Source organism: Paenibacillus sp. IHB B 3084 (genome assembly GCF_001447315.1).
Classification (GTDB): Bacteria; Bacillota; Bacilli; order Paenibacillales; family Paenibacillaceae; genus Paenibacillus.
Window position 1 is genome coordinate 1,620,417 of record NZ_CP013203.1, and the last position, 21,028, is coordinate 1,641,444.

At 36.3% G+C, this 21,028-nt stretch carries 17 protein-coding genes; 3 read left to right on the plus strand and 14 right to left on the minus strand.

The window, feature by feature from the left end; genetic code table 11:
* Window positions 1-121: 121 nt before the first annotated feature.
* The 3 genes from ASL14_RS07575 to ASL14_RS27290 form a co-directional block, all read right to left on the minus strand.
* On the minus strand, window positions 122-853 hold the full coding sequence (locus tag ASL14_RS07575) for a transposase (RefSeq protein WP_134911104.1): 732 nt from the start codon (window positions 851-853) through the stop codon (window positions 122-124).
* Window positions 854-914: 61 nt separating this feature from the next.
* On the minus strand, window positions 915-1,568 hold the full coding sequence (locus ASL14_RS07580; RefSeq protein WP_134911105.1) for a hypothetical protein: 654 nt from the start codon (window positions 1,566-1,568) through the stop codon (window positions 915-917).
* 158 nt (window positions 1,569-1,726) lie between these two features.
* A complete protein-coding gene (locus ASL14_RS27290) occupies window positions 1,727-1,888 on the minus strand; it encodes a hypothetical protein (RefSeq protein WP_162833931.1) in 162 nt (53 codons plus the stop codon).
* Between the two features lie 180 nt (window positions 1,889-2,068).
* On the opposite strand from ASL14_RS27290, the gene ASL14_RS29080 reads away from it, so the two are divergent.
* Window positions 2,069-2,320, plus strand: coding sequence for a DUF3953 domain-containing protein (locus tag ASL14_RS29080; protein WP_223264333.1), 252 nt, complete (start codon window positions 2,069-2,071; stop codon window positions 2,318-2,320).
* Here ASL14_RS29080 and ASL14_RS07590 read toward each other — a convergent pair.
* The 11 genes from ASL14_RS07590 to ASL14_RS07635 form a co-directional block, all read right to left on the minus strand.
* Complete coding sequence (locus ASL14_RS07590; RefSeq protein ID WP_134911106.1) at window positions 2,317-3,573, minus strand: DNA modification methylase; 1,257 nt, start codon at window positions 3,571-3,573, stop codon at window positions 2,317-2,319. The two genes, ASL14_RS29080 and ASL14_RS07590, sit on opposite strands and share 4 nt — an antisense overlap.
* A 717-nt stretch (window positions 3,574-4,290) precedes the next feature.
* Window positions 4,291-4,629, minus strand: a complete 339-nt coding sequence (locus ASL14_RS27890) for a hypothetical protein (protein WP_223264243.1) — start codon at window positions 4,627-4,629, stop codon at window positions 4,291-4,293.
* Window positions 4,626-5,888 carry a DEAD/DEAH box helicase family protein gene (locus ASL14_RS07595; RefSeq protein ID WP_223264244.1) on the minus strand — a complete coding sequence of 421 codons (1,263 nt, stop codon included), beginning with the start codon at window positions 5,886-5,888 and terminating at the stop codon, window positions 4,626-4,628. Before ASL14_RS07595 ends, ASL14_RS27890 begins: the two co-directional genes overlap by 4 nt.
* 306 nt (window positions 5,889-6,194) lie before the next feature.
* Window positions 6,195-9,593, minus strand: coding sequence for an RNA dependent RNA polymerase (locus ASL14_RS07600; RefSeq protein WP_134911107.1), 3,399 nt, complete (start codon window positions 9,591-9,593; stop codon window positions 6,195-6,197).
* Between the two features lie 250 nt (window positions 9,594-9,843).
* The gene (locus ASL14_RS07605; RefSeq protein ID WP_134911108.1) at window positions 9,844-10,296 is read right to left on the minus strand and encodes a hypothetical protein; all 453 of its coding nucleotides are present in this window, start codon (window positions 10,294-10,296) and stop codon (window positions 9,844-9,846) included.
* Window positions 10,296-10,805, minus strand: coding sequence for a hypothetical protein (locus ASL14_RS07610; protein ID WP_134911109.1), 510 nt, complete (start codon window positions 10,803-10,805; stop codon window positions 10,296-10,298). Before ASL14_RS07610 ends, ASL14_RS07605 begins: the two co-directional genes overlap by 1 nt.
* A 170-nt stretch (window positions 10,806-10,975) precedes the next feature.
* Window positions 10,976-12,859 carry a UvrD-helicase domain-containing protein gene (locus ASL14_RS07615; protein ID WP_189338240.1) on the minus strand — a complete coding sequence of 628 codons (1,884 nt, stop codon included), beginning with the start codon at window positions 12,857-12,859 and terminating at the stop codon, window positions 10,976-10,978.
* Complete coding sequence (locus ASL14_RS07620) at window positions 12,860-15,160, minus strand: AAA family ATPase (protein ID WP_134911110.1); 2,301 nt, start codon at window positions 15,158-15,160, stop codon at window positions 12,860-12,862.
* Window positions 15,161-15,559: 399 nt separating this feature from the next.
* Window positions 15,560-16,696 carry a hypothetical protein gene (locus ASL14_RS07625; protein ID WP_134911111.1) on the minus strand — a complete coding sequence of 379 codons (1,137 nt, stop codon included), beginning with the start codon at window positions 16,694-16,696 and terminating at the stop codon, window positions 15,560-15,562.
* Between the two features lie 138 nt (window positions 16,697-16,834).
* Window positions 16,835-17,500, minus strand: a complete 666-nt coding sequence (locus ASL14_RS07630) for an nSTAND3 domain-containing NTPase (RefSeq protein WP_134911112.1) — start codon at window positions 17,498-17,500, stop codon at window positions 16,835-16,837.
* Window positions 17,464-17,826 (minus strand): restriction endonuclease, encoded by a 363-nt coding sequence (locus ASL14_RS07635; RefSeq protein WP_134911113.1) that lies wholly within the window; start codon window positions 17,824-17,826, stop codon window positions 17,464-17,466. Before ASL14_RS07635 ends, ASL14_RS07630 begins: the two co-directional genes overlap by 37 nt.
* Window positions 17,827-18,397: 571 nt before the next feature.
* On the opposite strand from ASL14_RS07635, the gene ASL14_RS07640 reads away from it, so the two are divergent.
* Together ASL14_RS07640 and ASL14_RS07645 are read left to right on the plus strand one after the other, a co-directional pair.
* Complete coding sequence (locus ASL14_RS07640) at window positions 18,398-19,894, plus strand: hypothetical protein (protein WP_134911114.1); 1,497 nt, start codon at window positions 18,398-18,400, stop codon at window positions 19,892-19,894.
* Between the two features lie 21 nt (window positions 19,895-19,915).
* A complete protein-coding gene (locus ASL14_RS07645) occupies window positions 19,916-21,013 on the plus strand; it encodes a pentapeptide repeat-containing protein (protein WP_134911115.1) in 1,098 nt (365 codons plus the stop codon).
* The last annotated feature ends 15 nt before the right edge of the window (window positions 21,014-21,028 follow it).

Genomic DNA, 21,028 nt, shown 5'->3' on the forward strand with positions numbered 1-21,028 from the left:
AAAGTCCACTCCATACATAACTTATCTTATGCACTGAGTTTGGGCAATTTTGGGGCTAATTCAAGGCTAAAACTGGCGTTTATCTATGCAAATACTGACGGCATAACGTTATGGCTGTGAATCATCCGGTTCCACGTATCCGTCCTCCAATCTCAACCGATTCCTCAATGGCTTCATAATCGGCATCCACGACATCGGCTTCAATCATATCCAGAAATAGCTGCTTACGCTCCTGTTCCAGTGCTTTCGTATTCACCACCAGTTCACGGCGATCATTCCATTCATTTGGTGCGCGGTTCTTCAAGTAGAAAATCATCGCTGTCGGATTTGGAGGCTGATATCGTTTTACCTTTTCGATACGAGTCTTCTTTTTTCCATTTTTGTCCTCTTCAATAATCGTTTTAACTTCTTCATATTCATATCCCGTAGCAGCTTTCAATAGTGAATTTTCCACGTGTGAAATAGGGACAGATCTGCTCCATTTGACTAGTTCAGCCAGCATCGGATGCTTATCAATATACTCGTACCAAGTCGTTTTACCAATGTCGAGTTTCTTGATAATGTCCTCTGCATTCACGCCTTCTTCGAACCATTGCTGAATCTCCGCTAACCGAGGATATACATGAGTTTCCCACTTGGTTGGACGTTCCAATGCTTCCGCAAATTTGGGATGCTTCCTGCGATAGTCACCTAACGTCCAGATATGAATATTTAATCGCTTAGCAATCTCCTCATCTGTTGCCCCCTCACGTACCCAAACAGGAATATCCCTGAGCCTTGGCACAACAAATTGATCATATTTGGTCAGTATTTTAGGTTTATTTCTTTTTGGATTGTTACTATTCTTACTCATTAACTCACCTCCATCACGAAAAAAAGCCTATGCGAATGTGCATAGACTCCTGTTTTTAAGGTTACCATTCCTTAGCAGGCTGCATCTCTGGGAATTTCCGTTGATACGTTTTAAATAACACATACTTTTGTAAACCTTTGGATTGATGCAAGGCTTGTTGTGCTAGTTCAATGGCATCTGCATAATGATTTGATTTCAACTCCAATTCGGAAAGAAGCGCGTTTTTCATCCATGGCGTTGGAATCTCATGAATGATTTTGAGAGCTTCCGTATTATTTCCTTCTTCTATACACACGATAGCTCGATAGTAATTTTTATATGCAGGTGGTTTGATCAATTCGATTTCTTCTTTAACCGTCAGAATTTCTTTTTTATAGAAAGCAAAAACGGTTTTATATAACGCTTGTTTGTGAATTCCCTTATACTTTTGGAGCAATAGTCGGATTGAGTCTTCTACTTCTTCATCGATTTCATGGGCTAGAGCATAAAATAGATGGTATTCTGGCTTACTCTTTCGCGACATTAAAAACTTTTCAATTCTCTTCAAATTAGAATCCCATAATACAGTAAAAAAAATAGGCACATATAGTATCAAAAACATCAGGATGAAAATGATTATAAAAGCTAACGCATTATTGATGTGTAAACGATCCAAAATCATCCACATGACAATGACAAATACAAATGTGACAAGATTTCTTATATTCCAGATCATCTAGCTTCCCCTTTTCATGCTGTTGAACATGTTGATTTATCTTATCAGATTTAATTCAACAAATTTGAATGTAATTCCTTCTTTTCCCTATAAGTAGTAACTATATCGCCATCATCAAAAAAAGGGAACAGACTATAATAGCCCATTCCCCATATGTATTACCCTTCCAATTCAGCCTCGTAAAACAACTCGATATCCTCAATCACCTTCTGAATCAACTCATTGTCTTCCTGAGCTTCCTCAGCCCCTAGCACATTGACCTTTTCGGCTTGCATGCCCTTCAGGAATCGAACTACCATATTCACTTTTACCTTACCCAATTGAATCACCCTTTCGGTTTAGTCAGCACATGATACCTCTGACCTTGCCGACTCAGCAACAACTTCATGATAGTCATACTGATTACCATCCCGAATCAAATAGTTGTATAATACTGTATAATAGGATTTCACCGTATAATAAACTAAATGGGAAAGGGGAGTAGACCTATGATCAAAAAAATGAATATATATCAAATTCTTAAATTTTCATGTGCTGCTGTTGTTATAATCACATCCCTTTTGTCTCTTGCTTATCCTGGTAACAATCGATTTTCGCCATCACTTACACAGCTTTTTCTCAGCCTCATGTTTTTATTTTCTGGCATCTCCGAATTTAAAGCAAATCGAAAAACTTATGCAATAGTTAGCTTCAGTGTCTCCTTGTTCGCTGCAATTGTATTTATATCTACACTTTTATTGAGAAAAGGTTAACTACGATTCTCTAATTCTGGCTCAGCAACAACTTCTTGGTAGCTCACCTTCACTCCACCTCGAATCAAATATACATCGCTATCGCTACCAACATGGGCAATATATCGCTTAACAATCACATCTACATATTTGGGATCAAGCTCACTCGTATAGCAAATCCGATCCGTTTCCTCACAAGCAATCAACGTTGAACCTGAGCCGCCAAATGGATCAAATACAATATCACCAAGCTTACTGGAATTTTTAATTGGATAGCTAATCAAGGGAATCGGCTTCATGGTGGGGTGGTACTCATTGCGAAAGGGGCGATCAAATTGCCATAATGTTGTTTGCTTACGATCACTATTCCAGTAGTGTCCACTTGTTGGCTTCCAACCGTACAATACGGGTTCGTGCATCCAGTGATAATCAGCATGTCCCATTACCATTGCTTGCTTTGCCCATATGCAGCATTGTGCCAGTTTGAATCCAGCTTCGATAAATGCCTTCCTAAAATTCAAACCTTCACTATCTGCGTGGAACACATAAATACTTGCTCCGTCATCAGCTACTTCATACATTCGAGTATAGGCAGCCAATAGGAAATCATAAAATTTGTGATTGTCCATTTTATCATTTTCAATTTTCAGAGCATTCTTGGTCTTACCTGTATAATCTACATTGTAGGGTGGATCAGTTACAATAAGCTGAGCCTTCTTACCATCCATCAATGTTGTAATATCCTGTGGATTAGTCGAGTTACCGCATATGAGCCTATGCTTACCAAGTAGCCAAATGTCACCTTTTCGAGTTATTGGATGTTCGGGCAATGTTTCTTCTAAATTGAAATCATCTTCCTCATCCACAGTTTCTTCGTGTAATGTATCCAGCAATTTCTCACACTCGCTCATATCAAATCCAGTTAGAGAAAGATCATAATCAGCCAGTTTTAATTCTTCCATTTCCTGCGCTAACAATTCAAAATTCCAATCTGCATACTCAGCCGTTTTGTTATCAGCTATTCTGAAAGCTTTGACCTGTTCTGGTGTTAAGTCATCCACCAGTATTGTTGGGACTTCCTTCAGTCCAAGCTTCTTGGCTGCTAACAGACGAGTATGTCCTGCTATGATTTCATGATTACTGTCAATCAGAATGGGATTTTTAAAACCATAACTCTGAATACTTGTTGCTACATAATCTACAGCTTTCTCATTATTTCTGGCGTTTTTTATGTACGGAATTAACGTTTCTACGTTTACGAATTTGATTTCCAATCCACTTGATCCCCCTTTCTAAACTCGTTTTTAAAAAGACTGCAATCCACATCCAGGTGTAAACCACACCAACTACAGTAATAAATCGTAATATTTCTATGATTATTGCTTGTAACATTAATAGCATTCTTGTTGCTCCTCTCCAAATGAAAAAGAAACCCTAGCTCATAGCCAGAGTTCCCGTATAATCTAATTTGTACTTGTAAATCTGCTCATTGTGTCACGTGACACATTTTACTCAAGTCCTCAATTCGTGTAGTTTAAAATTTTGCAAATAGCAGTCAGTATTCAACAAGGTAAAATTCAATATGAAATACGAAAATTTTAAAGCGATAAATACAGCCAATAATAATATGACTCTGAATTGTCCATGAATCCTACCAAGTCTATGTATGATCTATACGTGGGATAGGGGAAACTAAAACCGCGATAAAACCACTTCGCTACGCTTCGTAAACGGTAGTATCGCCTGCCACCGTTTCCCCTCCCACACCCAGCCCCTTTGCGGCATATTATAAATACTTTGTTCGCAAATTTCTATCTTTCCCTATCTCTAAAAACGGTTGATTTTATTTACTTTTTTATCTTCTAGACAGCAAATCATGGATATATGTTATATATATCATTACTCCACAATTTGCGGTCCAAGATTAAAAAAATCCTTATATGTACTACCTTTTTGGCGATATCGAAAATGAGAAAAATTTGATTTTTTTGTTACAACCGACTATCCGTAAATTTGCTAACTAACCAATATCGCTTCCCTTTATGGGGATTGTTGCTTCCATCTTCTAACTTTTTTCGGTTATCTGGAAAACTAGCAATCGCATATTTTAATTGATTCGATTGGAGGTAGGATTGTAATTGGCTAATATCCTTTTGTAATCTGCCTCGATAATCCTTGATATCAAATTTTTCAATAACTTGTTTTTGACCGTCTTTGTATATTCTTTTACCTACTATTGTTTCTAAATAGCTACATAATTCTTCTTGCTCAAATAGTTTCTCAATCAACGTGATTTTATTTTTATGTAATAAATTCGAAATGTACATCATATAGGCATCGCTTTTTTTTTCCCTCCAGTTTCTTCCCTGAAATTATTGGTTTCTCTGTTCTGATCCAGCATTGCTTTAATCCGATTTTTCGTAGCTACAGCTTGAAGATATTTAACTCTGGAAACTGTCTTCTTCGATTTATATTTGCCATCACTTGTTGCGTTGTCTTTAATGATGTAATTGGATTGCCTCGAAAATTTACCCACTAGCTTTTTCCATTCTTCAACCCCACCATGAATAAAAGCATCTGCTTCATCCAGTTTCTTTTGGACTGATCTCAAGTAATTATTCAAATCTCGATTGCTTCGATTCAGTAACACCACATGAACCTTATCCTGGTCATTCTTGAATCTCTTTCGCCCAATACACTGTAGCATCGTATCCACATCAAATATATCGCACACAATTAATTTAATTTGTTCATCCTTCAAATCAAAACCATTATCAAGCACAGTCGTCGTGAATAGATATTTACAGTCAAACCTATTTTGCTTGACCATGGACTCCACTTGATCATCATCTACATGTTTGAGATACTTTTTGTTTTTGCTGCTGCTTTTACTGCATACGAATAATGAATCGTCATACTTCACATGAAGCTCAAAAGCCTTTTGGATCGTGTCTGCAAAATATATAATTTTATCGTTAGCTTTATTGAATTTGCGCTTAATCCATTTTTCTACTGCATAAAAGTCTGTATAAAAGGATAACGATGCAATCTGATTGAATTTTATTGGAATGGAGTACGTCCATATTTTATTACCTTTTTGTTTGAGTTTATGTCTGTACTGATCCTTGATGTAAGAGAATAACACATGACCTGTTGCGGACATAAAAATCCTGATCTGTGACTGTAAATTAAGGATGGCTTGAAGGGAATCATCCGAATTATCATTAAATCCACTGTCCGTAGTAAAGTAATGCGACTCATCACACACGATGTATTTATATGGAGAAAAATCGTACTCTTTCCCTTCGTTAAGCTGATTTTCAATCGTTTGATATAATTCCACTTTGATTCTTGAGGAATCTTCGATAGCTTCCTTATTCTGATCGTACAGGTTCTTTCGATTGACCAATAAAAGTATGTTCACATTTTGCTGATCCGCTAATTGTTCCAGCTTATTTCGAATAAAATAGGATTTACCTGATGCTGTCCCACTGCTTATTAAAATGATATCTCCATTTTTCCATTCAACTTCCTCCCCGTTTATCTTCTCAGTTACATTTTGCTTTGGCTTATAATCATCAATTCTCATCAAATGCTCCTCACATCATTTCTAACATCTACATTTTAATGATTTGTTGCTTTCCATTCATCAATAGCTGCAGATAGTTCTGGCGTTTTCAGATACATGGAAAATAAAACATTCGTCTTATAGTGTCGTGCCTTCGTTATAAACGAGAATCCCTTACTCGTCAGATAATTAAACAAATGGATATCATAACAATAAAAATAGCTCATACGATTAACTCCTGTCATTGTGGAATCACACCCATACAGCAGGTGTCACCTAAGCGCCCGTGTTAACAGGCGCCTATCATGACAGACCTATGATTTAGTTTTACTCAATATGGACTATCGCCTTAAAACTTGATTTCGTGACTTTCTCAATAGTTAAAAATTCAATTGCTGCTCCATCAAAATCCAGTAAGGATAATCCCTCATCTCGACGAATGGCCTGATCTCTCGGAATGATACACTTCAATTTCCCCTGCTCATCTACAATATGAACATAGTTATGCTCGACCACCTGAATCTGTAATTTCTTGCCTAATACCTGGTCAGCTACCAACTGCGATTCTTCCTGAGACTTTTTCAATGTGCTGAAGCCGAGCGGATAATTCCTCAATATTCGTCTTGTACTTTTCTCGTCCAACAGAGAAGGCGTATTACTGATTTGTACTACGGTTTCTCGTTCAGCTTCATACCCGATAAAATACTGCCCCATGATTTCAAATAATGAATACACACCATCCAGCACATTCAATGGAAACTCCAGATCATCTATTGTAGCGATGCCAGTGTGCACGGTAAGCTTCTTACCTTCTACATTACGATTCGTGAGCCTGTTCACCTTTCGTACTTCCCTCTTCAAAACATTTTCATGCTGCTTTAGATTTTCCAGTAGCCCATCTACAAACAGCCATGCAAAGGAGTACGTTCTGTAGTTTTGATATGCGATCTCAACAGCAACACTGGCAAGTACCGAAGGATAAGGACAGATCTCTTCACACCGAGTTTTGTATTCCTCTCGTAACCTAGCGAATTCCGCGCTGATTGCTTTTCGGGTATCATTATCCCGTTCCCATTTTTTCAGTTCGTTAAACTGCTTTTGGCGATGATTAATTTTATTTTTCTGCTCGTTGTATTCTTTATAAAGTGGCTCAATACGGGCTAGATAGCTCAGAAACTTAGGCTGGCTAACCTTCCTCATATCCTGTAACAGTTGTCTCGTACTCTCGATACTGAAAATAGACTGATCCAATTTCCCATCTTTCATGTTAAACGTGTCATCTATGTACTTTTCTGCCTTGACACAAAATTGATTAAACGGCGATTTTGTCGAGTACTGATAATCCTCTGCTTTGCCACCATTAACAAAACGAAAGAAATATGGCATCTGGATAGCCAGACGATCCAGCACATATGGAATCTCTACTTCCAGCCCATTTTTGGTCGCATCAATGATTTGACCTTGGAGAAATTTTAAAACTGAGTTTTCCAAAACGCGTGCTTGAAGGCTCTCTTCCTCCAAAGCCAGATTCTGAAAATACGTATTCACATTCGTACATCTACCCGTTAGATTATGTAGACTTTTTAGCTCCATCTTGATGATACTGTCCATATTATTCAGTACAGGTGCAGCCACTTTTTTATCATCTTCATTTATGATCGTAGGCGCATCAATCACTGCCTTGAGTATGGTGGGATCATTGGTACATAGAGCTGTATCTCCGTCCACGTCACCAAGTCCAAGTCTTGCGAGTGTTAAATCACAACAGTTCAAAACAATCACATTGTCCAGATGTTGAATATATTGGTTATGTACTTGTATAAAATCTAGCTTACCGACTTCATTAAATATCGTTAGCGGTGATCGGAATAGCGCATGCATTCCCTGCTTCCGATTCATAAAAGCCTTGTTCTTCTTCAGCACACCTGTAACTGGATATCCGCTGGCATGCTCCATGAATGCAATCGGATCATTAGTTAGATAAAAGTAGCTGCCACGAATCGGGATACGACCTTTCAACATATCCTGAACTTTCTGCATCGCTTGCTTCACGATGAATTTGCGGACGTTTCCGTCATACAACATTAGTTCATTCAAATCAATAGCTTGAATGATTTCATTGATAAATTGTTTCTTCTGACCTCGTTCTATTTCATCTTCCTGTTCGTCAGGTTCTTCATCTACATCTTTCGGTTCATCGTCTTCTTGGACTAGCATATGTAGGAAAGCTTTCGTGTAAGCAATATCTCGAAGCCACTTTCCATGGGTGTCATTCTTTTGTCCATGTAGTACACGTTTGATGACATCCATTAGAGGCGTAGCTAATTGATATAAGTCGTTCAGTGTAAGATTCAACGCATGAATATATTGGTATGTCAATGGTGTGTAGGCATTCATCTGGTATGCTGGTTTCGCATAATTCGCGATCCAAAAGTTGTTATGATTATGTACTTTCAGTAATGCTTCATATTCCGTTATATTTTCAAATAAACACTTAGGCTTAGCTTCTCCCTCACTGTATTGATGCCATGCTTTGAAGCAGGATTTGGTGAGGATGAGATCAATAGGACGACCCTGTTTGTCGATGATCGGCTGTAATTCACCAAAAACATCCTTTATCTCTGTCACGTTGTTTTCGTTAAACCATTTCATCAGATCGAAACGGATAAAGTTACCTTTGATATATGGCAGTCTTCCCTGAACTGCATTAGGTGGATAGAATAGATTCAGGTGTTGTCCAATGCGCTCTGCAAACTGAAAGCTCATTAAACCTTGACCATCGAAAAACTGGACATTCTTATTCTCATACTTCGGGTACTCCACTCGCTTAAATCCGATGGACTCTTCATTGATTGCTATGATTGGGATTTCTTCTGTTTGCTCGATGGAATAGCAAGGGTATAGTTCGTCATTATACATAACCGAACGAGCAGGAAAAGGAATTGTTTCTAGCTTCACACGACGATTTTGTTTATTCCATCCATTGAAAGTTTTGAACTCTGATTGATAAGGAACAGACTTTGTACGGCCATTCCACGAGATCGTTTTATTCGGTATACGTTCTAACTTATGTAATTGTTCCTTAGATGGCTTTAATTCTTTCTTCGCTTTGAAATATTCACGTTGCTTTGCCTTTTCATCGAATACCAACTTCTGCTGCTTGGAGTCCTCAACACACTTTTCCACTTTCCAAACATCCTCGATGATCGTATCTTTTTCATAATCGGGAATGACGACAATACGAGGGATATAAAGCACTCGTTGCGCCGCTGAACGACTCACACCAAGTGCTGCTTCCCATTTATGGATGTTGGTGAGAGGTGGCATTTTACCAAGTGTGATGTGATTATACAGATCATCAACATACTTTTCTTGGATAAATTCTGTTCGTTGTGTACGTCCCATCGCAGGTGACTTGATCGAACGGACATATCTCTCTCCATTATAATAGATGCCCTCTCGCAGCATACGTTCAAACATGGCAAGTTGGGATGGATCATCTTCATCAATTTGGTCAGCTTTGAGCATGAAGATAACATCGGTAACATCGGTGAAAGGATCACGTTCTGCTACGACTCGTTTGAGTTGATCAAGATAGATACTGTCGGATACGGTGATGGTACGAGTACTGGATTGTGGTGCGTAAAGTTGATCGTCTACAATAGTGATCTCGTTAAAGTGGAACAGTTTGATTTGATATTGATTTCTTGTTGGATTACTGGACAAGTTTTGGCCTCCTGTTTGTCGGATTGGGTGATATGGTTGTGAACGTTCCAGTTTGATGGATTTTGTATCTGCATAAACAGAAACAAACGTCGTTTTTTATTATATAGAATATATGTTCGTATTTCAAGAGTTAAGTTCGAAAATTTGTTTTTAAGGATGTGGGCTTCATGTTTAGAATAGTACGTGAAATGATGCCGAAAAGACCCAGCATTGTTTGCTAGGTCATGAAACTTCTACATCACATTGTACTTTATTTATAATTTTTAGGTGCAACACGTTTTCTTCTTGTTCTTTTACCATGTGGAAAATTTCCAATACAAATTCTTTTATTTCTTCGTTCATTAGAATTTATGGCTACTACTTTTGGTTCTTCTGCTTTTGGTTCTTCATTTCTTGCCTTTATGATCTCTCTAAGGGTATCAAATATAATAAGTGTTAATATAGATTCCTTTATAACATTTAAAAATTCAGCATTATCAGAAATTTGTTGCTTTGATGCCCCAGGGAAAAAAATAATTGACGTTAAATCGTTAGATAGTATCCCTAAAGTTGATACAGTATAAATAACTCCAGCACATATATATAATTCAAATCTTACGTTAAATTTATGGAGCCCGTATAATCCCATTAGTAATAATGAAATATAAAACGATGTTTTAAAGATAACAAAATCTAGGGATGCTAACCGTTTAATATATTCCATTACATCGGCAGTGCTCCACTTAATTTCAGAAATTTTTTTTGAATTTTAGCGTTTCTCTCAAACTCTTGAAATGTAATATCATAGTTCTCATTTAGTAGCATATAGACAGATCTTTTATCAGAAAGTTTTTTATTGTTGTCTGATGTTTTTTTCGCTATGTCCGTTATAATTTTTTCTAACCCATTGTTTTCTAAGTTTTCTTTTGTAAAAATAATTTCTTTTTTGACTTGTCCTTTTGAAGCGTACTCATAAAAAAGAGATGGCTTAACTAAATTAATAACATTGAAGCTTTGCATATATATAAATAAAGGAAGAAAAACGATAAAAAAACTAAACATAAAAATACTAAAAAAAACTCCGGCTCTTTCTCTCTTCTTAGATTTTATAATAAAAAACAGAAGCAATAAAAATACGCTGATTGATAGTATATTGCTTTCAAATAGAAATGGAGATTTGGAAATTAAAAGGTAAACCATCGATGTACTTGTAAAAATAATTAAGGTTTTCAAACAATAAGATGCCACATTTCTTTCATATAAAAAATCTTTGATACTAAATATAATAAGTCACCAACCTCAATTTTTAATCTAATACTTAAAAACTCTTGAGAATATATGCTTCTTCTATGAAAAAATAAGAAGACATTGAAGACATTGTTATATAAAATATAATTCCCTCTCTATAGAAAAACTTCGACCTCCTCTTCCTTGAACCATTTCTCATTTAATACATGCATTTTGACTAGTTCTGGATTCTCTGAATATGCTAAGATAGCAAGACTTTTTTCTGCACGGCTACATGTAACATAAAATAAACGTCTTGTTCGCTCAATACTTGTATCTTTTCCTACAGATTCATTTTCTATATCTGTTTTAGTTTTTTCTTTTACCCCGAATAACTTTTCATAGCTAAACAGAAAGCCACGCGCTTCGCTATCATCAATAATTACTAGTACACGTGGGAATTCGAGGCCTTTTACTCCTTGATGAGTCATGAAATTCAACTTACCATTTATATAAGAATCATATGCCGAAATTTGGCTAAAGGGGGCATTTAAGCATTCAGCCCAAGCTTCCATAGAGCTATATTCATTTTCCTCCTTTATATCTTCTTTATTCGTCTGATCATATTTACTATTGGTAACAAACGGATAAAAAGTGTCTGGAATATTAAATAATTTTAATTTTTCCACACATTGTAAGACATCAATGCAACGTGGCTCTACATCTGCATTCCAAAGTGAGAGTAACTGATTAATCGCTTCTTGAGCCTTTTTGATTTTTAACTGTTGACCAACTTCGTTTTTTGCTATTTTTAGTAGAGGAGAATGTTTTCTCACAACACTAGCTATGGCGAATTTATCTCCAATTTTATTTGCTTCTACTATAGGCAATATAATTTGTGTAAATAAAAATAAATCAGAAAGTGTACCTTCCAATAATCCCGTCCTTAATCTATCTATCTGGTAAAGTGGCCGAAAAAACTCCAAAAAACCTAGTCGATTGGCAGCCATATGATGTTCAAGAATTAGAGATGTATAATTTGCATCGATACTAGACCATTCTTTATCAGCAGTAATTTCTGACATTCTATCTGCAACCATTTTCTCAGCCTTACCTTTTTCAGCCGTTGAAGGAAATATGAAAAAACGAGCAAAACCCGCTTCCTTATCTGTTCTTGCCTTTTGTTCCTGTCCATCAACTGTAAAACGTATTTTATTTAACAGATTAATGATTCTCGGTGGGCAACGATGGTTCATTTTTTTCACAGGCTTCTTCCAGTTTTCCGGTAAATCCACTCCTAAATCTACTTTGCCATCGGAATATATCCTTTGCATCGTATCTCCAAACAAACCTAGTGAAAAAACACCGATATTTTTTTGTTCAACTTCAAACAGTGCATTAATTAGATCTTTATTAGTATCCTGGCTTTCATCTATAAATAAGATCGGATATTGATTAGTTAGGATTTTTTGCATTAACGTCTTGTTAGTTATAAAATAAGCTCCTATGCTTATTACCTCAGTGTGGCTTAAAGATGCTTTTTCTTGATTAAGGCCATTAGGATTATAAGTGAACTTTTTAATATGTTTAATATTTTGAATTCGGTTTTCCTTTGCCTCTATACTTTGTTGGCGTTCAATAAACGTTTTGGTACCCATACGTCCTTTCTCTTGTTTTAATTTTAAATCTTCAATTTGTGATTGTAAGTTGGTATATAGCCAGTCCCTAATGTCTGCATCAAACCCCTTAATCAACCCCCATATAAATGCATGAATAGTAGAAATATTAAATAAGTGGTCGTAATCAACCCTGCGACTAATCTCATTGCATGCAGCATTAGTATACGTAATAACTGATACTTGTTGTCCTCTATGCTGCAGTTGATGATAATATTTTTCTCGAATTTGATTCAGAGCATATACAAGCGATTTAGTTTTTCCCGATCCAGCTCCTGCGAATAAGAAAAAACTCCTCAACTCTTTTAGATTCAAACAACTACTGATTTCTTCATCTACATGATTATCTATACAATTGTCTTTATTCTCCTCTATTTCGTTCATTTAGTTCATCACCATTTCTTCCACTAAAATATCAACAGAATTCTGATGAATAATACTATCCGGTTGTTTCTTTTGTAACTGTTCCTCTAGCCAAGCCAATCCTTCATTAATATACTTTGGTACTTTGATATCTTTAAGATTTTCTAAATAAATTAGCTGGAGAGCAAACTCCGCTTTTTTCCCTTTTCTTAAATCATCAAAAAATTGCTTGCCTAACCCAGCAATTGTCTCTTTTTTAGTAATCGCATTTTTGAACTTATTTATTAAACCAGTTCCTTCAAGACTTTTAAATAATGTTAAGTTTTCGAAAACTAAAGCATCTTCAAAAGTATACGGAAGAGCCTCAACCTCGGGTCCATCAGGAACCATTAAAATCTTAATGGGATATTGATAAGCAACTCTTATTGAGAAACCAGCCCTTTGATATCTTTTTACTTTTTCATTACACTTTAAATCAAATAATTCATCGATTTCAGTTCTACATGGAACCCAAGTTCTTAACGTGTCATTTCCAGTAATATATCTTTTGTTCCGAAGAGGAGGCTTAGCTAATTTACTTTTACGATCTATTGAATCCAAATCAGTTATAATTAAACTTGTCAAACCCAAGCTCTCTATTAGAGGTTTTAAAGTGTGGGCATGACTCCCTCCAATTTCCAATAAAGAAATATATTTTTGGTTCAATACGTTAAAATGTCTTCGAATAAAATGCGGAATCAGCATTCGTTCAGTTGGCCCTTCCACTAATATGGCTGCATCAGCGAAAAGCAAGTCAAAATGAGTTATTTGAAGATATCTAGTTACAAAACGTTCTGTTTCATTATTTTCACCGAATACATTCGAGAGATTAACAACAGTTGATATTGGGACTTCATTATCTGATAACGAAAATTGTTTACGGAAATAACGCAAACTTGAAAAGGGTATTTCATGAGCAATATGTCCTGAATGTGTGCTTACAATTAATTGAGTTTTAAAGAAGTCTTGCCCTTTTAAACGATCATTATTACATAAAATATCATATACATGACGAATGAAAACTTGTTGAACTTGTATATGAAGATGTGCTTCAGGTTCTTCTACCAATACAATATGTAGTGGAGGTATAAAAAAATCATTCTTAGTGCTCGGAGTACTCTTGGCTAATTTACCCACCTTCATCCATTCATCTCTAAATTGCATCATTTTAAAAATAATCGATATCAAGTTTTGGTAACCTAGCCCGTTATAATGCTCAGGAAGTCTTAAATGCATTTCCTTAAATTGTTTATTCTCCGGCATTAGATCGAATTGAACGGCGGAACTATGTTTAAGACCATCAATTGGTTTGAATTTTGTTGAAATAGTTATCTTAGGATCGGAAAAACCAGGGTAACCTAAACTCTGCAGTTCAATAAGTGCATTTTCAAAACCATCGCGTAGCTTGGAATCAAAAATATCCTGAGCTGATTCAATAGCTTGCAAAGCATCAATATCAGTTGGGTCCGGTGATTCAGTTGGATTCAAGTGAGTATTATAATATCTACGCAGTTGTGTGGAGAGATCCCCGACTAGACTACTGGTAGATTCATCTTCTTCACTTGTCTTAGCTGAATCAGAAAATCCTCGTTGTGCACCAATATAATGTACTAAAAAGAGTTTCTTAAATGGGTCTTCATTTATAGGATCACTATCAAAAGGCAAAATTTGAGGTCGTGCTAGACCACTTTCAGGATCAATATTTAAGAGTTTACTAGGATCAAGAATGTATGCTCTAACTATAAAATGTGTATGAAATTTTTTACTTAGATAATCCTTAAGATTTCTTGGCCACAAGGAAAACGAGCTTGTAGACTTTGCAGCTGACAGCGTCTCTTTCGCAGAATTAATTGATTCAACAAAATCTTTATACAGATACTCAATGTCTTTGGGCTCCAGTCTTAACCTAACCCCTAGTAATCCTCCATCCCAATCTAAGGATGGAATTAAATGAGTTACATAATGAATTTCGTTTTCTGATACTTGTAACCACACATCCAAAGTAGGTATTAGTTTTTCTATGTCCTCCATAAGAAAATCAGTCGTTTCCCCACATTTAGACAACCAGCGCTCTCCAATTCTATTAATCTCAATCCAATTTGATAATGTAAAATCATTTATAGTAAAGTCACTTTTTTTATCTAAAAACTTTCTTAATGCATCCATAGCGGAAGTTTTTCCGCTGTTATTCGCTCCTACAAATATTGTAGTTTTGTCTGTAAATTCTACTCGACAAGATTTTAATTTTTTAAAATTTTGAATCTCTACACACTCAATATGCATCCTTGCACCCCCAATTTCACTAAAATGATTAAATGAATTTGCCATTAAGGACAAAAGGACTATATACCCAAGCCCAAGGAAATGCCTTAGCCCATTTTTCTACTAAAATATGCATAAATCTTCTTTATTTCTTACACTATAGCATATTCATGGGGATATATGGAACAAAAAAAGTCCTTGAGTAATACCAAGGGCCTAATCATTTCTAAAACTAGAGTATTCTAATGCTGTTCGATTTTGTAGCGCCTTTGAACATTTCAATTTGAATCCATTCTAACCAGTCTGACATAACGTACACCTCTCCATCATTAGCGTGTGTGTATTGTTAACTCTGAATGAAGGAGAGGGCAAGTCATGCTCTATAATTCGATCAAAAAAAGACCTGATCTAATTTGACTATTAACCTAAAAGTGAAATAAACATACTATCTATTTTTAAGTCCTCATCTTTTTTGCTGAGACTCTCCTCTTTTTTTATAGGCAGTCTAAAATCATCTTCATAATATTCATGTTTAACATCTTTCAATTTCTCATCCAATAAATCAAAAGTGCTTTTAAATTTTTCATTAAAAAAGTCACACACATCTTCAACCTCACTTTTAAAACTTATTATGTCATCCTCATTGTTATCTACATTATCAGCATCAGCATAAATAGCACCTTCAATTATTTCCATCAATATATCTTTATTGTATTCGATATATAATTGATATTCCTCTGGATAAATATTAGATAGTTCGATTAATCCCCTTACACCACTTAAAGAGTCTATATGCTCAATATAGTTGAGCATTAAATCATTAACATTTAATCTTAAATATCTTTTTAGTTTATGGATAATCATTACAAACTCTTCCGGCTCATCAGCTTCTAATAAATTAATGTTAACGTCTTCAATTTTCCTAGCAAGAAAGTGATTTAGATCTTCACTTTTATAGTCATAAAATTGATTCAGATACATGATCTTATCAGTTATTTGATATTCATATATCCCTTCTCTTATTTTCATTTTATCAAAATCTCGGATTATTTTTCTTTCTAAAGTTTTTTTCAATTTATCTTTTAGTTCAATTTTATGGGTTAAATTCATGGAACGTGGATAATTAGAAAAAGAATTTTCTGTTTTATTATAAGGATTAAAGATGGTGAAAAGTTGATTAAAAAATACCATACTATTAATAATCATTTTAATTAAATCGTTATCATTTTCAATATAATGAATTAAAAAGTCATTTACCGATGGGTTTTGAAATTCTATATAGTTTTCAGTATCAAGACCTTTCTTTATTTTAATAAATGTATTTTCTAATTCTTTTAAAGAATTGAGAAATCCTCCTCTCCTTAATGATAAATTGAACCTCTGAGAATCGTAATTAATCATCTCTTTTACAGAGTGAATTAATTTTCCCTCTTTAATTGGCCCGTGAGATATTAGAACAGAATAAAGCAAATATTTAGATAATTCACTTATTTGATTTTCAAAAGCAGATCTCCATATCTCACTAGGATTAGTTAGTGAATTAAGAAAATGCTCCAAATATTTATTTGGTGTAATTATTTTTTATTAAGCCTGATTGTCATTAACTCAATAACACGCGGATTATAATTAGGATGGTTAATAATCTTGTAATAACCTTTATCGTGCACTACTGCTTTAATATAATCCTCCGATAGATTAGAAAAAACAAATGATTATAAAAATTTCAGCTTTTGCAACTCTAGTATAACTTTCTAGATCTAAAATATGTTTGGCTAAATCAATATCTGTCCGTCCTAAAACTTCGTATTTCTGTTGAGCTTGTTTGAGAATATATTCTCTTGTGGTCATTATTAACTTTTTGTTTTTATTCGCTTTTATCCGTTCCATAAAATAATAAAGTCGCTTATCCTCATTCTTAGATATCGATCTCTCTAAGAAATTACTTCCTAGAAAATCATCATAATAAAATATCTGTTTTTTATCTTCTGCAAATAATTTATTTCCTTCTTCAATGTCTTCAGATATTTCGATTAATTCAAATTCTTTAGACATATAATGCAGTATCAACATTTTAGCTAGAGTCGTTTTTCCGACACCTGGATTACCTGATATAATGGTGAAGTTAACGTCATTTAGAATGTCAATTGCTTCATTTACACTTTTGTTTTGCACGAATAACTTAATACTGTTCTTAATCGAATCTTCTAAGAATTCAGAACGGTTTTTAATATTCGATTGCAGTATTGTTTTTAAAACAGCGGTACTTGATAGCCACAACTTATAATACTTCTCTTCAATTTCACTATACTGCCCTAATAAATTATTTAGATCGCCTTTCCCAAATATATCTTCATAAGACAATATATAAGGTTCAAATATTTTTTAATTTCTGCTTTGTTTTTTGGTGTCAACCCCACGGAGGTCACCAAAATATATTTCTCGGGCTTTAAATCTTTAACTTTTGAGGATTCTTTGATTAAATTGCCTTTTAATGAATTAAAATCCTTATACCGCTTACATTGAATCAATAGAGTTTTATTTTTATCTATACTTCCTCGTAAATCAATTCCTCCATCTTTACCTTCCGTGAAACTTTCCAGATAAATATTAAGGTGCTTCTGAAGTATATCTCTAACTAAATCTTCAAATTCCACAGAAGATAAATTTAAGAAGTCATAGTTTTGCATAGTATCCCATCCTATAAAACATATTATATTTAATGTTTCGACACCTTTTGCATCTTTTCCTGTTTTTACAATTTGCTATACAAAAATAAAAATACGCACAAACAGCATGAGCATTTCGTATGCAATTAGGTAAATACAACAACATTAACTATTTCTCACTATCACTACCATACACCCACATTCCTTATGTATGAAAAAATATATGTTCCTGCACTCAACTCTAAAGCGTTTTTTGAATGCAGGAACATATTCAAATTGCTCTTAATCCCTCGTGGATTACTGCTTCCCATCTCGATATATCACTACCACGCACTCCACATGTGTCGAGACGATGGTAAGGATATACTCCCTCTTACCACCTATTATATGCTTTTTTCTACTCTACATTTCCCTCCCATATCACCTGCTTCCAAAAATACACATTGTAAATTCCCCAACCAATGGGTCAATCTGTAAACTAAATCTCTCTTTTAACCGATAAATACATATGCTGGATTTAGCTATAACAATATATGCTAGCTGGGAATCTCATAATAACATTTACCAAAGACAACTGTAGAAGGAGACACCTATGGAAAATATCGTGACTTACGGTCATATCGAAATCATGCCTTATGAATTCATTCGCCTTCATGAACTTAAAATTTTAAAAACAGTCAATGACCATGCCCGAATGATCTGTACAGGCATTATCTCGGAGAAAATGCGAGAGCTTTATGTACGTGCTTCGGATGAAGAAACTCAGGTCAAAGCTTTTGTTATAGACAAAAATGGAAATCGACAGCCCTTGTTTCGAGGTATTGCCTTAGATGTGGAGGAAAAAGTCGTTCACGGGGTTCATTACCTAACCGTCGAAGCCATATCTCATACCTACGAGTTAGATATTAAGCGGCATCAACGCTCTTTCCAGAACCCCAAGCTCACCTATACGGGTCTGATCGAAAGTATTGTATCGGACTACTCCAAAGCCGAAGCCATGGATGTCGTGTCCCACAAGAAACCCATCGGCACCTTTATCATGCAATACGATGAAACCGACTGGCAATTTCTGAAACGGATGGCTTCCCACTTCTACTCTCCACTCATTCCTGCGGTGGGCTATGGAGTGCCGAAGTTTTATTTTGGCCTGCCCATGGGACTCAGCAAAGGAGAAATACAATCTACCAATTATAAAGTCACTAAACGGGTAGCGGATTATCAAACGGCCTCGGAGAACCATATCCCCGGCGTGCGTGATGCGGATTTCATCCAGTATGAAGTTGAAACAGAGAAGCTGCTGGAGCCTGGCTATGAAGTGACTTTTAAAGGCCACCTTTTGCTGGTCGCTGAGGTGCTAACGGAGATGAAAGACGGGGTGCTGACCCATACCGCCAAGCTGTCACCACGAAGCGGCTTACGTCCTATTAAAGATTACAATCGCTCTATTATCGGCGCTTCCATTCAGGGCAAAGTGCTGAGCGTTCGTCGGGACAAAATCCGTGCCAAGCTCGATATGGATGACCAGCAGGACCCAAATACCGATTACTGGTTCCCCTACTCTACGATTTATGCATCTGCGGATAACACAGGCTGGTATTGCATGCCTGAAGACGGAGACAGCATTCGTATCTATTTTCCAAGCTATAAAGAGGAAGAAGGGTATGCGATCAGCTCAGTTAAAAGAGAACCGCCCCATTCGGTAGAGAGATCCTCTGCTTCTGGACATGCGTCAGCAACCTTAGCGCATTCGACTGTATCTTCTTCGGCTCTGTCCGCAGCAACCCCTGCACCAGATCGAATGGCTGACCCTGCTATTAAGACGTTGCGGACGAAATATGGCAAAGAAATCATGCTAGCCCCGGATCAAATCGTCATCTCAGGTAATGGGATGTCCATTGTAATTAACGATAAAACCGGCATTGATATCGTAAGCGGAAAAAATGTAAATATCAGCGCAGGCTCTGATATCGTCCTGGCATCTAGCAGTATCCAGCTTTCCGCTGGAAAAATCGAGTTATCCGGTAAAGGCAACACCATCACGCTGGAGGATACCACTACCTTATCCGGCACGGAAATCAAAATGAATTAATGAAAGGAGGGAATCAGGGAAGTGGATAAACAAGCGGCGCTAAAACAGATTTATGAACATGATTTTGTACCACTTTTGGAAGAAAACTTACAGGCTCTTGAAGCTGAATTTCAACGAAATAAAACCATCCTCACAGTAGACCTAGTGTCCGCGTTTCGTGAAATGTGTCAGCTCATTAAGAACATGCAGGACAGAAATGAGAAAGCCCCCATCGGTTATATTCATTTTTCTATGTTGCGTACATCTATTTTAGATCAGACGTACCTCTATGTTATCGAAGCCTATTCGGACGAATGGTATTTCGATCAAGTCGACTGCACAGTAACATACGATGCCTCATGGGCCTTCCGTTCTATAGCTTCCATCATCGATGTACTTGACCAGAAACGAAAACCCTATATCGGTCTGCTGAATCGCGCGGATGTAGAAAGGATAATATTGAGCTCATCTCACTATTTTCATCAGTTTGTTGCCACTCTCCTGCGCTTAGCCGTTTACCAGATGATTGAAATGCCAGAGTATCAGTCCATCCAAAAGGCGAAGTTCTTATTCATCAGAACTGGTGAGTTCAAGGATCAAAGTGAACAGGTATACGTCGAAGACCTCACACCGCTACATGAGAATGACTTAAAACAACGATTACTGGACGAAGGCGAAACAGAGCATCCTTTCGAAAATGTAAAAGGCACTACACTTCGAGATCTGCGAATTGTGGAAAAAGATCTGCGCTACAGTGATTTTGGCATGGGGGATTTTTCAAACAGCCAATTTAGGAACTGTGTGTTGCTAGGTACAACGTGGAGAAACGCCGACCTTAGAGACGTAGATTTTAGCGGTTCAATCCTAAGTGATGCCGATTTCTCAGGTAGCGATCTACGGGGTGTCCGTTTTGATGCGGTTAAAGGCAATGTTTTTCGGGAAGGTAGCTATCGAACGGGGCTGTTAGGCATTCGCTTTACAAACGCCAATCTGGATGGTGCCAGCTTAGTAGGAGCTCATTTTGGGGATCAAGTCGATTTTAAGGATGCCTCCATGCAAGGAACAATGCTTTCCAAATCAGATCAAGAACATTTCAAACTCAGCCCGTCGCAATTACAGACGGTTCAGTGGGTGGATTAACCAAGGGGGCGATAA

What these genes read in the sequence shown, in the direction of transcription:
- ASL14_RS07615 (WP_189338240.1), bottom strand. Translation starts at nt 12,859, where the DNA reads ATGAACGAAATAGAGGAGAATAAAGACAATTGTATAGATAATCATGTA.
- ASL14_RS27890 (WP_223264243.1), bottom strand. Translation starts at nt 4,629, where the DNA reads ATGATGTACATTTCGAATTTATTACATAAAAATAAAATCACGTTGATT.
- ASL14_RS07605 (WP_134911108.1), bottom strand. Translation starts at nt 10,296, where the DNA reads ATGGAATATATTAAACGGTTAGCATCCCTAGATTTTGTTATCTTTAAA.
- ASL14_RS07635 (WP_134911113.1), bottom strand. Translation starts at nt 17,826, where the DNA reads ATGCAAAACTATGACTTCTTAAATTTATCTTCTGTGGAATTTGAAGAT.
- ASL14_RS07640 (WP_134911114.1), top strand. Translation starts at nt 18,398, where the DNA reads ATGGAAAATATCGTGACTTACGGTCATATCGAAATCATGCCTTATGAA.
- ASL14_RS07575 (WP_134911104.1), bottom strand. Translation starts at nt 853, where the DNA reads ATGAGTAAGAATAGTAACAATCCAAAAAGAAATAAACCTAAAATACTG.
- ASL14_RS07580 (WP_134911105.1), bottom strand. Translation starts at nt 1,568, where the DNA reads ATGATCTGGAATATAAGAAATCTTGTCACATTTGTATTTGTCATTGTC.
- ASL14_RS29080 (WP_223264333.1), top strand. Translation starts at nt 2,069, where the DNA reads ATGAATATATATCAAATTCTTAAATTTTCATGTGCTGCTGTTGTTATA.
- ASL14_RS07620 (WP_134911110.1), bottom strand. Translation starts at nt 15,160, where the DNA reads ATGCATATTGAGTGTGTAGAGATTCAAAATTTTAAAAAATTAAAATCT.
- ASL14_RS07595 (WP_223264244.1), bottom strand. Translation starts at nt 5,888, where the DNA reads ATGAGAATTGATGATTATAAGCCAAAGCAAAATGTAACTGAGAAGATA.